We start from the raw sequence: 15,903 nt of genomic DNA, 5'->3' as shown, positions 1-15,903 counted from the left end.
TCGAAAGCCCGGGGCCGGCAGGCGCAAAGGCGAGGGGCAATGCTGTGCGGCACTTGCATGCAGCGCATTTCATGCCCAGCTCCACGCTCCGCTCGCTCACCGTCCCGGGTCTTCCTGAATCAACGCTTGTTGGCTTTGACTTCAGCCGCGCGCAGGCTCGGAGCCAGCTTGTCCAGCACGCCGTTGACGAACTTGTGCCCGTCGGTGGCGCCATAGACCTTGGCCAGCTCGATGCCTTCGTTGATCACCACGCGATACGGGACATCCAGACGATTGCGCAGTTCGAAGCTGGACAGACGCAGGATGGCCAGCTCGACCGGGTCCAGATCAGCCATCGGGCGGTCCAGATGCGGCTCCAGCAGTGCATCAATCTCGCTCTTCTGCGCCGGCACGCCGTGCAGAATCTCGCGGAAGTAGGCGCCGTCGACATTGGCGAAATCGTTGTCGACGCGGAACTGCGCCTCGATCTCGTTGATCGACTGGCCCGCCATGTGCCACTGATACAGGGCCTGCATGGCCAGGCTACGGGCCTGACGACGCGCCGCGGTCTTGCCCTTGGCCGGCTTACCGGCGGGCTGCTCGGGGCTGTCGATATCGTGATTCAGGCTCACTTGGCCTCCAGGGCCGCCAGCAGGCTGACCATTTCCAGAGCGGAGAGCGCGGCTTCGGCGCCTTTGTTACCAGCCTTGGTGCCTGAACGCTCGATGGCCTGTTCGATGGAATCGACCGTCAGCACGCCGAAAGCGACCGGTACACCGAACTCCATGGACACCTGGGCCAGACCCTTGGTGCACTCACCGGCCACGTATTCGAAATGCGGGGTACCGCCACGGATCACCGCACCCAGGGCGATGATCGCGGAGTACTCGCCACGCTGGGCAACCTTCTGGGCCACCAGCGGGATTTCGAAAGCGCCCGGTGCACGGATCAGGGTGATGTCGCTTTCGCTCACACCGTGGCGCACCAGGGCGTCAACGGCGCCGCTGACCAGGCTTTCGACGACGAAGCTGTTGAAGCGGCCCACTACCAGGGCGTACTTGCCCTTGGGGGCGATGAAGGTACCTTCGATGGTCTTCAGGGTCATGGCGAGTCTCGTATGGCGTTAAAGAGCCAGTGCGCCACTCACAGCGCACTGTAAACATAGGATATGAACAGCGGGTCGGCAGACCGGCTTATTCAGCGGGCACGTATTCTACTACTTCCAGATCGAAGCCGGATATCGCATTGAACTTCATCGGCGAGCTGAGCAGACGCATCTTGCGTACGCCCAGATCGCGCAGAATCTGCGAGCCGGCGCCCACGGTGCTGTAGGTGGCCGGGCTGGCCGACTTGTTTTCAGTGCCCTGACCGCGCTCGAGCTGAGCCAGCAGTTCCGGACCGTTGATCGGATTACCCAGCAGCAGCACCACGCCGCTCCCGGCCTTGGCCACTTCGGCCATGGCCGCACGCAGGCTCCAGCGCCCGGCCTGCCTGACCATGAACAGGTCGCGCAACGGGTCGGCGTTGTGCACGCGTACCAGAGTCGGCGTTTCGGCGCAGATGCTGCCCAGGGTCAGGGCCATGTGCACGCTGTCATCCAGAGCATCGCGGTAGCTGACCAGATTGAACTGACCCAGCTCGCTGTCGATCTTCTGCTCACTGACGCGCTGCACGGTGCGTTCGTGGATCAGGCGGTAGTGGATCAGGTCGGCGATGGTGCCGATCTTCAGATTGTGCTCAGCGGCGAACACTTCCAGCTCAGGGCGGCGGGCCATGGTGCCATCGTCGTTCATGATCTCGCAGATCACACCGCTCGGCTCGAAACCGGCCATACGCGCCAGGTCGCAGGCAGCCTCGGTGTGACCGGCGCGGGCCAGTACGCCACCGGGCTGCGCCATCAGCGGGAAGATATGGCCCGGGCTGACGATATCGTCGGCCACGGCGCCCTTAGCCACGGCAGCCTGCACGGTGCGCGCCCGGTCGGCCGCGGAAATGCCGGTGGTCACACCCTCGGCGGCCTCGATGGAGACGGTGAACTTGGTGCCGAAACCGGAACCGTTGCGCGGCGCCATCAGCGGTAGCTTGAGCAGCTCGCAGCGCTCGCGGCTCATCGGCATGCAGATCAGGCCACGGGCAAAGCGGGCCATGAAGTTGATGTGCTCGGCGGTGACGCATTCCGAGGCAATGATGATGTCGCCTTCGTTCTCGCGGTCCTCGTCATCCATGAGGATGACCATCTTGCCGGCGCGGATGTCTGCGATCAGTTCTTCAGCGGTATTCAGAGCCATGGGGCCAGTCCTTACTTATTTGAGGTAGCCGTGTTCGGCCAGAAAGCTTTCGCTGATGCCGGAAGCGGCCGGCTCGGCGGCCTTGTCGCCGAGCAGCAGACGCTCCAGATAGCGCGCCAGCAGATCGACTTCAAGGTTGACCTGCCGTCCGGGCCGGTAGTCGGCCATGATGGTTTCGGCCAGGGTGTGGGGCACGATGGTCAGCTCGAACTCGGCGCCATTGACGGCATTCACCGTCAGGCTGGTGCCGTCGACGGTGATTGAGCCCTTGAGGGCGATGTACTTGGCCAGTTCGCGCGGGGCGCGCACGGTGAACTGGATGGCACGGGCATTGTCCTCGCGCTTGAGAATCTCGCCCACGCCGTCCACATGGCCGCTGACCAGATGACCGCCCAGGCGGCTGCTCGGTGTCAGGGCCTTTTCCAGGTTGACCTTGCTGCCGGTCTTGAGATCGATAAAGGCGGTGCGCGCCAGGGTTTCGCGGCTGACGTCAGCCCAGAAGCCGTCGCCGGGCAACTCCACGGCAGTCAGGCACACGCCGTTGACGGCAATGCTGTCGCCCAGTTTGACGTCCGCCAGATCCAGCTTGCCGGTTTCCACATAGACACGCACATCGCCGCCCTTGGGGCTCAGCGCGCGGATGGTGCCAATGGCTTCGATAATGCCGGTGAACACGGTTGAAACTCCTGTTTTGAGAAAAACAGGGCACAAGAATCGAAAGGGATGGACCGGACACACGCCAGGCGCGTCCGTCACGCAATCCCGCTCTCTCTTTATCCGGACTATGACCGTCGGCCCCGGAATCACACCGGGTCTGCTGACCTCCGTCGGCGGGTAAGCCGTGGGAGCGCTCGCGGGCTAGCAGCCTTGCGCTGCATTACCGCCGGTGGGGAATTGCACCCCGCCCTGAGAACGTTATGGCCACTCGCGTGGCTGCGGCAGTTTTACCACAGATTGCCGCGCCACGGGAGCGCACTAGGCGCTGGTGATGGGCACGGCGGTAATCCGCCAGTCATCGCCCACGGCGCGCATATCGGTGATTTTCAGCTGCGGCGCCTCGGCCATCCGCGCCAGCGGCCAGTCCAGCAGCGGGCGGGCAGAGGAGCCGAGGAACTTGGCGGCGACGAACAGCTGGTACTCGTCGACCAGCCCGGCGCGGGCAAAAGCGCCGGCCAGTTTCGGCCCGGCCTCGACCAGCACCTCGTTGGCGCCGCGCCCGGCCAGCTCCTGCAACAGCTTGCGCAGATCGACATGGCCATGGGCGTGGGGAATGGCCAGCAACTCATGCCCCTCTTCCTGATAGCGCTGCCGCGCCGAGGCCACCGCGCAGGTCGCCACCAGCGTTCTGCCAGCCTGAAAGAAAGGCGCATCGAGCGGCACGCGCAGGCGCCCGTCGATCAGCACGCGCAGCGGCGGCCGGTCGATGGCCAGGGCCGTGAGTTCGGCGTTCAGCCCCAGCTCCTCGGCACGCACCGTCAGCCGTGCCTGATCGGCCAGCACGGTATCGGCACCACTGATGACCACGCTGGACTGGGCGCGCAGACGCTGCACCGCCGCCCGCGCGGCAGGGCCGGTGATCCACTGGCTCTCGCCACTGGCCATGGCCGTGCGCCCGTCTAGGCTCATCGCCAGTTTGACCCGGACAAACGGCAGGCCGTGCACCATGCGCTTGATGAAGCCGACATTCACTGCCCGCGCCTCGCTTTCCAGCACACCACAGACCACTTCGATGCCGGCCTCGGCCAGCCGGGCCAGCCCTTGCCCAGCCACCTGCGGATTGGGGTCCTGCATCGCTGCCACCACCCGCGCCACACCAGCCTCGATCAACGCATTGGCGCAGGGCGGAGTGCGACCGAAGTGGCTGCACGGCTCCAGCGTCACATAGGCGGTGGCACCATGAGCCCGGCTGCCGGCGGCGCGCAGCGCGTGCACTTCGGCATGGGGCTCGCCGGCTTTGGCGTGCCAGCCCTCGCCGACGATCTGCCCATCACGAACGATCACGCAACCGACGCGCGGATTGGGATGAGTGGAATACAGTCCCTTGCGCGCCAGCTCCAGCGCCCGCGCCATGTACGCCTGATCGGACAGCTGCACTCAGTCGTGCTCCCGCGACAGGCGCTCGATCTCTTCGCGGAACTCGTTGAGGTCCTGAAAGCGGCGGTAGACCGAGGCAAAGCGGATATAGGCCACCTCATCGAGCTTGGACAGCTCGGTCATCACCAGCTCGCCGAGGACACGCGACTTCACCTCGCGCTCGCCGGTGGCGCGCAGCTTGTGCTTGATATGGGCAATGGCCTCTTCCAGACGCTCGACGCTGACCGGGCGCTTCTCCAGCGCCCGCTGCATCCCCGCGCGCAGCTTCTCTTCGTCGAAGGGCTGACGGCTGCCATCGGACTTGATCAGGCGCGGCATCACCAGTTCGGCGGTCTCGAAGGTAGTGAAGCGCTCCTCGCAGGCCAGGCACTCGCGCCGGCGGCGCACCTGCTCGCCCTCGGCGACCAGACGGGAATCGATGACCTTGGTGTCGTGGGCACCGCAGAACGGACAATGCATGGCGGCAACTGGCAGTGGCAAATGAAGCGGCCATGGTAGCCGATCCCACTCTCAAGACAAGCCAGCCACTTTGCGGTATACAGGCGCCCGTCGATTTCACCGGGAGCCTGCCCATGTCCCCGCACCGCCTTGTGCTGCTGTCCCTCGCCCTGCTGCTGGCCGCCTGCAGTAGCCAGCCGGAAAAAGCCTCGCCGGCACCGGCCAAGCCCAAACGCCCGAGCGCCGAGCAGGCCATTGCCGCGCCGCTGCCGGGTCACCTGCGCCAGCTCAGCGGCAGCCTGCTGGGCATTCCCGCCGACGCCGAAGCCGAGATCGCCCTGTTGCAGGTCGACAGCAAGGGCCGTCCGTTGAAGAGCTATGCCAGCCAGCGCCTGTTGGGCCAGGGCGGCGCCCTGCCCTTTGCGCTGAGTTTTGATCCGCAGAGCCTGCCGGGTGACGGCCGTTTCGAACTGCGCGCCCGGGTCAGCCAGTCCGGCCGGCTGATTCTGCGCCTGCCACCGCAAGCCCTGAATCCGACCCAGAGCCGCGACTTCGGCCCGCTGCAGCTGGTGCGTGCACCATGACTGCCCCGCTCAGCCTGCTGCAACCGCTGCAGCAATTGCTCGGCGATGCCCGGCTCAGCATCGAAACCCTGCCCGGCACCGATCTCAGGCTGTGGCTGATCGATGCGCTGAACATGGATCGCGCCTTCAATGCCGAGGAAACCCGGCGCATCCTCGAAGAGCCGCCCTACTGGTGCTTCTGCTGGGCCAGCGGCCTGGCGCTGGCCCGCTGGCTGGCCGAACGGCCCGAATGGGTGCGCGGCAAACGCGTGCTGGACTTCGGCGCCGGCTCCGGTGTGGCGGCCATTGCTGCGGCCAAGGCCGGCGCCCTGGAGGTGGTAGCCTGCGACCTCGACCCCCTGGCCATCGAAGCCTGCCGCGCCAACGCGGCGCTCAATGGCGTTGAGCTGAGCTATTCGCCGGACTTCTTCGCCGAGGATGACCGCTTCGACCTGATCATCGTCGCCGACGTGCTCTACGACCGCGCCAACCTGCCGCTGCTTGATCATTTTCTCAGCCGCGGCCGCGAGGCTCTGGTCGCCGACTCGCGGGTCAAGGATTTTCAGCACCCGCTCTACCAACGTCTGGGCATGCTGGACGCCTGCACCTGGCCGGACCTGGCCGAGCCGGCCGAATTCCGCAACGTCAGCCTGTATCACGCCCGCCGCTAACCCTTGTATACCGGCGCCATAGCCCGCATCTTTAGCCGCATTGCCCTCGCCTCCATCTGAGATCCGACATGAGCGACACCCCTTACATCTTCGACATCGCAGGCAGTGCCAGCTTTGAACAGCTGGTCATCGAGAACTCCTTCCACAAGCCGGTGCTGGTGGACTTCTGGGCCGAGTGGTGTGCGCCGTGCAAGGCTCTGATGCCGCTGCTGGCCAAGATCACCGAGGAGTACCGCGGCGAACTGCTGCTGGCCAAGGTCAACTGCGATATCGAACAGGACATCGTCATGCGCTTCGGCATCCGCAGCCTGCCGACCGTGGTGCTGTTCAAAGACGGCCAGCCGGTTGACGGCTTTGCCGGCGCCCAGCCGGAGTCTGCCATCCGCGAGATGCTCAAACCCCATGTGACCGAACCGGCACCCCTGGCCGCCGACCCGATGGAAGCCGCCCAGGCGCTGTTCGCCGAAGGCCGCATCGGTGAAGCCGAAGCCCTGCTCAAGCAGGTGCTGACCGAGAACAACGAGAACGGCGCGGCACTGATCCTCTACGCCCGCTGCCTGGCCGAACGTGGTGAGCTGGGCGAGGCCGAGGCCGTGCTCAATGCGGTGAAGGGCGACGAACACAAGCAGGCCCTGGCCGGCGCCAAGGCGCAGCTGACCTTCCTGCGCCAGGTCGAGCAGCTGCCGGAGGCTGCCACGCTGAAATCGCGCCTAGCGCAGAACGAGCAGGATGACGAGGCGGCCTACCAGCTGGCCATCTGGCAACTGGCACGCCAGCAGTACGAGCCGGCGCTGGATGCCCTGCTGCGGCTGTTCGTGCGCAACCGCGGCTACGAGAACGGCCTGCCGCACAAAACCCTGCTGCAGGTGTTCGACCTGCTCGGCAGCGATCACCCGCTGGTCACCGCCTACCGGCGCAAGCTGTATCAGGCTCTGTACTGATGAGCGCGCCCTTTCGCCTGCGCCTGCGGGTGCGCTATGGCGAGTGCGATGCACAGCAGGTGGTGTTCAATGCGCGCTACGGCGACTACATCGACATCGCCGCCACCGAGTTCTACCGCGCCCTGTTCGGCAGCTACCAGGCGCTGATCGAACGCGGCTTGGACAGCCAGGTGGTACGTCAGCTCATTGAATGGCAGGGACCGGCACGCTTTGACGAGGTGCTGCTGATTGGCGTGCAGTGCCAGAGCCTGGGCACCACGTCCTTCACCCTGCACTTCGAAATCCGCGCCGAGAACGGCCTGCGCCCCGTAGCGCGAGCCGACACCACCTACGTGATGGTCGATGCCACCACCTTCCAGAAGACGCCGATTCCGCAAGACATTCGGGACGCCTTCGAGCGCGGCGCCTCAGAGGTGTTGATCAACCAGGCAGGGTGAGCCCGATCAGGCGAAGCACTGCTTCGCCCGGCCATAGATGGCCGGGCCAGGGTATCGCCCCAAACGCAGCCTCAACAGGACGTCATCACCACTCTGGCGACTCGTACCGCTTCGCCCACGCAACCAAACACCCAAACAAGAACGGCGCCTTGCGGCGCCGTTCTTGTTTGCAGCTGAACGCTTACTGCGCCAGCTTCTTGTAACGCACACGATGGGGCTGGGAGGCCGCATCGCCGAGACGTTTCTTGCGGTCGGCTTCGAACTCGGTGTAGTTGCCTTCGAAGAAGTACACCTTGCCATCGTCCTCGTAGGAGAGGATGTGGGTAGCGATACGGTCGAGGAACCAACGGTCGTGGGAGATCACCACGGCCACGCCCGGGAAGTCCAGCAGCGCTTCTTCCAGGGCACGCAGGGTTTCCACGTCGAGGTCGTTGGACGGTTCGTCGAGCAGCAGCACGTTGCCGCCCTGCTTCAGGGTCAGGGCCAGGTGCAGACGGCCGCGCTCACCACCGGAGAGGTCCTTGACGAACTTCTGCTGGTCGGCGCCCTTGAAGTTGAAGCGACCGACATAACCACGCGACGGCACCTCGTAGTTGCCGACCTTGATCATGTCGAAGCCGTCGGAGACCTGCTCCCAAACGGTCTTGCTGCCGTCGAGGTTGTCGCGGCTCTGATCGACGCTGGCCAGTTGCACGGTTTCACCGATTTCGATGCTGCCCGAATCCGGCTGCTCCTTGCCCATGATCATGCGGAACAGGGTCGACTTACCGGCACCGTTACCACCGATCACGCCGACGATGGCGCCTTTGGGGATGCTGAAAGACAGGTCGTCGATCAGTACGCGGTCGCCGTAGCCTTTGCAGACGTTCTTGAACTCGATGACCTTGTCACCCAGACGCGGACCGGCCGGGATGTAGATCTCGTTGGTCTCGCTGCGCTTCTGGAATTCCTGCGACTGCATTTCCTCAAAGCGCTGCAGACGGGCCTTGGACTTGGCCTGACGGCCCTTGGCGCCCTGGCGCACCCACTCCAGTTCGGCCTTCATGGCCTTGGCGTGGGACGACTCCTGCTTGGCTTCCTGAGCCAGACGGGCAGCCTTGGAATCCAGCCAGCCAGAGTAGTTGCCCTCATACGGAATGCCGTGACCGCGGTCCAGTTCGAGGATCCAGCCGGCGACGTTGTCGAGGAAGTAACGGTCGTGGGTAATGGCCACCACGGTGCCGGGGAAGTCGTGGAGGAAGTGCTCCAGCCAGGCCACCGAGTCGGCGTCCAGGTGGTTGGTCGGTTCGTCCAGCAGCAGCATGTCCGGGGCCGACAGCAGCAGACGGCACAGCGCCACGCGGCGCTTCTCGCCACCGGAGAGGTGCTCGATCTTGGCGTCCCAGGCGGGAAGGCGCAGGGCATCGGCAGCCACATCCAGCTGACGCTCCAGGTTGTGACCGTCGGCGCTTTGCAGGATGGCTTCCAGCTTGGCCTGCTCGGCAGCCAGGGCATCGAAGTCGGCATCCGGCTCGGCGTAGGCGGCATAGACCTCGTCCAGACGGGCCTGAGCCTGCTTGATCTCGCCGACCGCCTCTTCAACGATGTCACGCACGGTCTTCTGCGGGTCTAGCTGCGGCTCCTGAGGCAGGTAGCCGACCTTGATGCCGGGCATCGGGCGGGCTTCGCCGTCGATCTCGGTGTCGACGCCGGCCATGATGCGCAGCAGGGTGGATTTACCGGCACCGTTCAGGCCCAGCACACCGATCTTGGCGCCGGGGAAGAACGACAGGGAGATGTCTTTGAGGATTTCACGCTTGGGGGGAACGACCTTGCTCACCCGGTGCATGCTGTAGACGTATTGAGCCATGACTGACCTTGTTGCGGAAAAATGAGGAACTGCCGGGGGCGGCCTGTGCTGTTCAGGTCGCCTGCCCGCGCGCGTGGCGCAAAGCTACCGGAATGCAGGCCCGCGGGCAAACCACGCTCGTCGCCTGTACTGGCACTTCGCCGCGCTAGCAGGCATGCTTGCAAGCAGCCGATGCCAGTGGCTCCCGCTTTCCTGCCCAATCGCCGTAGAAGCAGGCCTATAACGTGCAAGTTCCCGCTCACCAGCGCCCACCTCGCCACCTGACCGATGCCAGCGGTTTGCCTGTGCGCGGCCCGCTGAAAGGCGCTCTGGTCGCCCTGGTGCTGCTGATGCTGGGCGTGCTGGTTTGGCAATTACGTGCCGAGTTCCAGCAACTGGAAAACAATCAGCGCGAACGCAGCGAGGAATACGTCAGCCACCTGGGCCAGGATCTGGAGCTGAGTTTGCAGTTCAAGGCCCATTCGGCTCTGGCCATCATTCGCCAGAACGACAACCATGATCGTCTGCAACTGGCAGCTGCACTGACCAGTATTTTTCCCGGCTTGCACAGCCTGACCTATCTTGACCATCAGGGTCAGCGCCTCTACGACAGTCATCAGGTCAACGACTCGCAGTTTATTCAACGCCTGCACCGCATCCACCACTCACAGCCTTATCACTACGCCTTCAGCGGTGAGAGTGGCGGCATGATCTACCTGTTGCTGCAGGAACACCCGGACGATGGCAGAAGCGCCTCCTGGGTTCTGCGCCTGCCGCTGGAGCTACTCAGTCAAACCCTGCAGCTGGGCGAGCGACAGCAATATGCCTGGCTGCTCGAAGATCAGCCCAGCGAACGCATCCTCACCCGCAGCCTCGGCCAGGCACGCAGCAGCCCCATCAGCGTGCCGGTGAGCGCCGAAGACCAAGGGCTAACCCTGAGCACCCAGAACGTACAGGGCACTGACTGGCAATTACGCACCCTCTTCGACCCACGCAACCTGCAGGCTAGGCTGCTGCCGAGCATGGCGGGGAAACTGCTGTTGTTCACCCTGATCAGCGCCCTGACCCTGATCACCCTGTATGGCCTGCAACGTGAGCAGCGCGGCCTGCGCGAGCTCAACGCCGCCTCGCGGCGCAGTCTGCATCAGGCCGCCAGCGCCCTCGGCGCGATTGAAGAGCGCGTACTGGTCAGCGACCCAGATGGCCTTCTGACCTACCTGAACCCTCAGGCCGAGGCCATGTTCGGTCTGTCCAGCGCCCACGCCAGCGGGCGACCACTGCGCAGCCTGGTTCCGGGTCTGGACCCACTGCTACTCAGTGCCAGTGCGCTATTCAGTGAAGAGCAGCCGGAGATCATCCAGATTCTGCAGAACGGCCAGGCTCGCCAATTCGCCGTGACCCGCAGCGAACTCAGCGAGAATGCCCGCCTGCTCGGTTATGTCTGGGTGCTACGCGACGTCACCGAACAGCAGCAGGCGCTGCGTGTTATGCAGGAGACCCGCCGACGCTATCAGGACATCTTCGAGGGCAGCAGTACCGCTCTGTGCGTGCTGGATCTGCTCGGTCTTCGCCAGTTCCTCCACCAGCAACGCATTTTCAGCGCCACCGCCCTGGAACGCTGGCTGAACGATCACCCAGAACGTCACGACGAGCTGCTGGCCCAGCTGCGCATCACCGAAGCCAACCAGATCGCCTTGCGCCTACTGGGCATTGCCGAGCAGAACCAGGTTAATCAGTACCTGCTGCAGCGCGATAGCCTGGCTAGCGGCGGTCATACCTTCCAACTGATTACGGCGGTGATCAGTGGACAGACCCAGCTGGAACTGGAAACCCGTATCCACACGCCGCAGGGTCACGAGCGCCACCTGTGGCTGGTGATGCGCCTGCCGGAGATGCTTCAGGACTACCACGCGGTAACCCTGGGCTTCAGCGACATCACCAGCCGCAAGCGCATCGAAGTCTCGCTGATCGAGCGCGAGCGCTTCTGGTCCGAGGTGGTGCGCGCGGTGCCGGATACGCTCTACGTTCATGACATCCCCGGCAAACGAGTGATGTTCAGCAACAACCACCTCGGCCCACAGCTCGGCTACAGCAAGGCCGAACTGCGCGCCTTGGGCGACAAGTTGTGGGAAAAGATTCTCCACCCCGATGATGTCGAGCTGTACCAGCGCATGCGCAACATCCAGCAGGTGGTTGGCAATCAGGTACTGATGCAGTTCGAACTGCGCTGGCGCCATCGAGACGGCAGCTGGCACTGGTTCGACATCCGCGAGCAGGCACTGGCGCGCGACAGTCAGGGACGCGTCAGTCGTCTCATCGGCATCGCCAAGGACATCACCGCACAGATCGAAGACCGCGAATCGCTGCGCGAGAACGAGCGGCGCTACCGCCTGCTGGCCGAGAGCACCAGTGACGTTATCTACACCACTGACGCCCAATTGCAGCTCAACTACGTCAGCTCCTCTGTCGAAGAAGCTATCGGTTACAGCAGCGAATGGATTATGCAGCATGGCATGTTGCAGACCGCGGCCAACCCGGCACAGATCACCGGCATCATTGAATTGCTTGAGCGTATCCGAGCCGCAGCGGGACAACCCGAGGCGCTAAACCAACTGCGCCAGCTTGGCTCGCAGCAGTTCTTCTTTGACTGCCTGCGCGCAGACGGACAGAAAATTCCCGTCGAAGTGCGCCTGATGCTGATGTGGGATGAGCGCGGTCGCTTCCTCGGTCTGCACTGTATCGCCCGCGACATCAGCCAGCAGCGTCGGGCGGAAAAAGACCTGCGCATGGCCGCCACGGTGTTCGAGCACTCCACGGCGGCAATCCTGGTCACCGACCCTACTGGCGCGATTGTTCAGGTCAACCACGCCTTCGCCCGTATTACGGGCTATCAGGCCAGCGAAGTGCTCGATAGACACCCCGGCGTGCTCACGGCCAACCATCAGCAAGCTGGCGCCCTGCAGTACATCATCGATCACCTGGAGCGGCGTGGCAGCTGGGAAGGCGAGATCTGGCTCAAGCGCAAACAGGGCGACCTGTACCCTGCATGGATCGGTATCACCGCCATCCGTGACGACGAAGGCGATCTGGTCAGTTACGTGTGTTTCTTCAGCGACATCAGCGAGCGCAAAGCCAGCGAGCAACGTATTCACCGTCTGGCCTACTACGATGTGTTGACCCAACTGCCCAACCGCAGCCTGTTCCAGGACCGTCTGCACAGTGCCCTGCAGCATGCCGAACGGCATGGTGAGTGGCTGGTGCTGATGTTCCTTGACCTAGACCGCTTCAAGCCGATCAACGACTCCCTCGGCCATGCTGCCGGCGACCGCATGCTCAAGGAAGTGGCAGCGCGCCTGCTCGGCTGCGTCGATGAAGAGGAAACCGTGGCGCGCATGGGCGGTGACGAGTTCACCCTGCTGCTGGCCTCGCGCAGCACCCGCGAGGGCGCGCTGAATCGCGCCATCCACGTGGCAGAAGCCATTCTCACCAGCATGGCCCAGCCCTTCCTCCTGGAAGGACGTGAGTTCTTCGTCACGGCCAGTATCGGCATCGCCCTGAGCCCGCAGGACGGCCAGGAACTGAGCCAGTTGATGAAGAACGCCGACACGGCGATGTACCACGCCAAGGAAATGGGCAAGAACAACTTCCAGTTCTATCAGGCCGAGATGAACGCCCGGGCTCTGGAACGCCTCGAGCTGGAGAGTGACCTTCGCCATGCCCTTGAACAAGGTCAGTTCACGCTCTACTACCAGCCGCAGTTTTCCGGTGACGGCCGCTGCCTGACCGGCGCCGAGGCCTTGTTGCGCTGGCAGCATCCGACCCGCGGTCTGGTACCACCTGCAGAGTTCATCCCGGTTCTGGAAGAGCTCGGTCTGGTGGTGCAGGTGGGCGACTGGGTACTGGCCGAAGCCTGCGCGCAGATGAAACGCTGGCAGGCTGCCGGCATGAACATTCCCAAGGTCTCGGTAAACCTCTCGGCACGGCAGTTTGCTGATGGCCAGTTGGCCCTGCGCATCTCGCGCATCCTGCTGGAGCACCAGCTCCCCTCCACCGCACTGGAAATGGAGCTGACCGAAAGTATTCTGATGCATGACGTGGCCGAGACCCTGCAGATCCTCGCCGGCCTCAAGCGCCTCGGCCTGTGCATTGCCGTAGACGACTTCGGCACCGGCTACAGCTCGCTCAACTACCTCAAGCAGTTCCCCATCGACGTGCTGAAGATCGATCGTGGCTTCGTCGACGGTCTGCCCGACGGCGAGCAGGATGCGCAGATCGCCCGCGCCATCATCGCCATGGCCCACAGCCTGAATCTGGCGGTGATCGCCGAAGGCGTGGAAACCCAGGCCCAGCTGGACTTCCTCCGCGAGCATGGCTGCGATCAGGTGCAGGGCTACCTGTTCGGCAAGCCGATGCCGGCCAGCCAGTTCAGCCAGCTGTTCAGCGGCCCGGCGCTGTTCATGCTCAACTGAGGCGAACCCTGCCGGCCCTGCCGATGAGCCCCGCTTGTCTGCGACATGACGGCCATTCATATGCCAGGGACGGGCAGATAGGTTAGAATTCGCCCCCTTAAAACCTGTTCAAAGCCTCGCGAGCTAGAGAAAAACAAGGCGAAAGTGGCTGAGGAAGCGGAGTTTACGAGTTGTAAATGAGCATTCCGAAGCCACTTTCAACGCAGTTTTTCCGACGCGCAGCAGGCTTTGAACAGGTTCTTATTTCTTCCGCCCAGCTGATTTTCCAGGTGACCGCCCATGTTCAGCCGTGATTTGACCCTCGCCCGTTTCGACGCCGACCTGTTTGCCGCGATGGAGCAAGAAGCCCAGCGCCAGGAACATCACATCGAGCTGATCGCCTCGGAAAACTACACCAGCCCGGCCGTCATGGAAGCCCAGGGCAGCGTGCTGACCAACAAGTACGCCGAAGGCTACCCGGGCAAGCGCTACTACGGTGGTTGCGAGTACGTCGACATCGTCGAGCAGCTGGCCATCGACCGCGCCAAGCAGCTGTTCGGCGCTGACTACGCCAACGTTCAGCCGCACGCAGGCTCCCAGGCCAACGCTGCCGTATTCCAGGCGCTGGTCAAGCCGGGCGACACCGTACTGGGCATGAGCCTGGCCCACGGCGGTCACCTGACCCACGGCGCCACCGTCAACTTCTCCGGCAAGATCTACAACGCCGTGCAGTACGGCATCACCGACGCCGGCCTGATCGACTACGACGAAGTTGAGCGTCTGGCCGTCGAGCACCAGCCGAAGATGATCATCGCCGGCTTCAGCGCCTACTCGCAGGTGCTGGACTTCGCCCGCTTCCGCGCCATCGCCGACAAGGTCGGTGCCTACCTGTTCGTCGACATGGCCCACGTGGCCGGTCTGGTTGCCGCCGGCGTGTACCCGAACCCGGTACCGTTCGCCGACGTGGTCACCACCACCACCCACAAGACCCTGCGCGGCCCGCGTGGCGGCCTGATCCTGGCCAAGGCCAATGAAGAGATCGAGAAGAAGCTGAACTCCGCCGTCTTCCCGGGCGGCCAGGGCGGCCCGCTGGAGCACGTCATTGCCGCCAAGGCCGTGTGCTTCAAGGAAGCGCTGCAGCCTGAGTTCAAGGCTTACCAGCAGCAGGTGGTGAAGAACGCCCAGGCCATGGCAGCCGTGTTCATCGAGCGCGGTTTCGACGTGGTTTCCGGTGGTACTCAGAACCACCTGTTCCTGCTGTCGCTGATCAAGCAGGACATCACCGGTAAGGACGCCGACGCTGCTCTGGGTCGTGCCTACATCACCGTGAACAAGAACAGCGTGCCGAACGATCCGCGCTCGCCCTTCGTCACCTCCGGCCTGCGCATCGGTACTCCGGCCGTTACCACCCGTGGTTTCGGCGAAGCCGAGTGCCGCGAGCTGGCCGGCTGGATCTGCGACATCCTGCAGAACATGGGCGACGAGTCGGTCATCGACGCCGTACGCGAGAAGGTCAAGGCCGTCTGCGCCCGTCTGCCGGTATACGGCAAATAAGCGTCCCGCCTGTTCAAGAAAAAGCCCGGCAGATGCCGGGCTTTTTTGTGCTCGCCTGAAAGCGTCAGGCGGGCTGACGGGTATATCGGGCCAGCTTGGCGTCGCGGCTCATCACCTCCAGAGTGGCCGCCAGCACCTGATCACCGGTGGCGCCCTGGCTACTGAAGATTTCGCCAAAGTGCTGCTGGGTCACCTGGGCAAAATGCGCCCGGTCCTGCGCCTCGATGCCCAGCAGGGTGGCATAGGCGTCCAGCGCCTCGCCCTGGCCCTGGGCCATGTCTTCGGCGATGGTCTCCAGCATGCCGTTCATCGCCAGCATGGAGCGGCCGCCATAGCCCAGCTTGACGCTGGTGTCGCAGCCATTGGTCCCCGAAGTCATGCCGAAGGTGGCATTACCCGAGGTGCCGTTGGTGGTCGTGGCGAGGAAGTGCGGAGCCATGCCGCTCTGGCCTTCGAACAGCATATTGCCCCAGCCGCAGCCGTTACCGCCGGCCGCTGCCGCGTGAGCGCCCAGGCTCATGCTTGCCAGTACCGCCACCATCAATCCCTTGCCCAGCAGTTGCTTGTTCATCATGTGCTCCATCTAGCGAGAGGAAAGGCGTTTTGAGCCTTGACCAGGCTTGCCACCCTGTCAAACCGCAGGGAGACTCTGCCGACCAAAT

General features: G+C 63.9%; 14 protein-coding genes and 1 riboswitch. Of the genes, 6 read left to right on the top strand and 8 right to left on the bottom strand.

Annotation, left to right across the window (positions count from 1 at the left end):
- Window positions 1–119 precede the first annotated feature (119 nt).
- The 6 genes from nusB to nrdR all read right to left on the bottom strand — a co-directional run bounded on the left by nusB (window position 120) and on the right by nrdR (window position 4,820).
- Complete coding sequence (nusB, locus tag CK486_RS11200) at window positions 120–593, bottom strand: transcription antitermination factor NusB (RefSeq protein WP_256574421.1); 474 nt, start codon at window positions 591–593, stop codon at window positions 120–122.
- A 14-nt stretch (window positions 594–607) separates the two neighbouring features.
- Window positions 608–1,084, bottom strand: a complete 477-nt coding sequence (gene ribE, locus CK486_RS11195) for a 6,7-dimethyl-8-ribityllumazine synthase (protein ID WP_095940392.1) — start codon at window positions 1,082–1,084, stop codon at window positions 608–610.
- A gap of 88 nt (window positions 1,085–1,172) precedes the next feature.
- Window positions 1,173–2,267, bottom strand: coding sequence for a bifunctional 3,4-dihydroxy-2-butanone-4-phosphate synthase/GTP cyclohydrolase II (ribBA, locus tag CK486_RS11190; RefSeq protein WP_095940391.1), 1,095 nt, complete (start codon window positions 2,265–2,267; stop codon window positions 1,173–1,175).
- 15 nt (window positions 2,268–2,282) lie between these two features.
- A complete protein-coding gene (locus CK486_RS11185) occupies window positions 2,283–2,942 on the bottom strand; it encodes a riboflavin synthase (RefSeq protein WP_095940390.1) in 660 nt (219 codons plus the stop codon).
- A gap of 85 nt (window positions 2,943–3,027) precedes the next feature.
- Window positions 3,028–3,185: riboswitch (FMN riboswitch) on the bottom strand.
- Between the two features lie 57 nt (window positions 3,186–3,242).
- Entirely contained in the window at window positions 3,243–4,361 is a 1,119-nt protein-coding gene (gene ribD, locus CK486_RS11180) for a bifunctional diaminohydroxyphosphoribosylaminopyrimidine deaminase/5-amino-6-(5-phosphoribosylamino)uracil reductase RibD (protein WP_256574412.1), read from the bottom strand.
- Entirely contained in the window at window positions 4,362–4,820 is a 459-nt protein-coding gene (nrdR, locus tag CK486_RS11175; protein ID WP_095940643.1) for a transcriptional regulator NrdR, read from the bottom strand.
- Window positions 4,821–4,933: 113 nt separating this feature from the next.
- On the opposite strand from nrdR, the gene CK486_RS11170 reads away from it, so the two are divergent.
- The 4 genes from CK486_RS11170 to CK486_RS11155 all read left to right on the top strand — a co-directional run bounded on the left by CK486_RS11170 (window position 4,934) and on the right by CK486_RS11155 (window position 7,411).
- A complete protein-coding gene (locus CK486_RS11170) occupies window positions 4,934–5,383 on the top strand; it encodes a YbaY family lipoprotein (RefSeq protein ID WP_095940389.1) in 450 nt (149 codons plus the stop codon).
- The gene (locus tag CK486_RS11165) at window positions 5,380–6,033 is read left to right on the top strand and encodes a methyltransferase (RefSeq protein ID WP_095940388.1); all 654 of its coding nucleotides are present in this window, start codon (window positions 5,380–5,382) and stop codon (window positions 6,031–6,033) included. Before CK486_RS11170 ends, CK486_RS11165 begins: the two co-directional genes overlap by 4 nt.
- 68 nt (window positions 6,034–6,101) lie before the next feature.
- A complete protein-coding gene (trxA, locus tag CK486_RS11160) occupies window positions 6,102–6,974 on the top strand; it encodes a thioredoxin (RefSeq protein WP_095940387.1) in 873 nt (290 codons plus the stop codon).
- On the top strand, window positions 6,974–7,411 hold the full coding sequence (locus tag CK486_RS11155; RefSeq protein WP_095940386.1) for a thioesterase family protein: 438 nt from the start codon (window positions 6,974–6,976) through the stop codon (window positions 7,409–7,411). The genes trxA and CK486_RS11155 overlap by 1 nt, the downstream gene beginning before the upstream one ends.
- A gap of 181 nt (window positions 7,412–7,592) precedes the next feature.
- Here the strand turns inward: CK486_RS11155 and ettA are convergent, their stop codons facing one another.
- Window positions 7,593–9,260, bottom strand: a complete 1,668-nt coding sequence (gene ettA, locus CK486_RS11150; RefSeq protein ID WP_095940385.1) for an energy-dependent translational throttle protein EttA — start codon at window positions 9,258–9,260, stop codon at window positions 7,593–7,595.
- Window positions 9,261–9,589: 329 nt separating this feature from the next.
- Here ettA and CK486_RS11145 point away from each other — a divergent pair, with 329 nt between their 5' ends.
- Window positions 9,590–13,708, top strand: a complete 4,119-nt coding sequence (locus CK486_RS11145; RefSeq protein WP_095940642.1) for an EAL domain-containing protein — start codon at window positions 9,590–9,592, stop codon at window positions 13,706–13,708.
- Window positions 13,709–13,987: 279 nt separating this feature from the next.
- The gene (gene glyA / locus CK486_RS11140; protein ID WP_095940384.1) at window positions 13,988–15,241 is read left to right on the top strand and encodes a serine hydroxymethyltransferase; all 1,254 of its coding nucleotides are present in this window, start codon (window positions 13,988–13,990) and stop codon (window positions 15,239–15,241) included.
- A 64-nt stretch (window positions 15,242–15,305) separates the two neighbouring features.
- On the opposite strand, the gene CK486_RS11135 is transcribed toward glyA, so the two are convergent.
- Window positions 15,306–15,812, bottom strand: coding sequence for a DUF3015 domain-containing protein (locus CK486_RS11135; protein WP_095940383.1), 507 nt, complete (start codon window positions 15,810–15,812; stop codon window positions 15,306–15,308).
- Between the last annotated feature and the right edge of the window lie 91 nt (window positions 15,813–15,903).

It is taken from the genome of Pseudomonas sp. HAR-UPW-AIA-41 (assembly GCF_002304225.1).
GTDB lineage: Bacteria > Pseudomonadota > Gammaproteobacteria > Pseudomonadales > Pseudomonadaceae > Aquipseudomonas.
The sequence above is the reverse complement of the archived record's forward strand: the minus strand, read 5'-3'. Positions and strand labels throughout refer to the sequence as shown.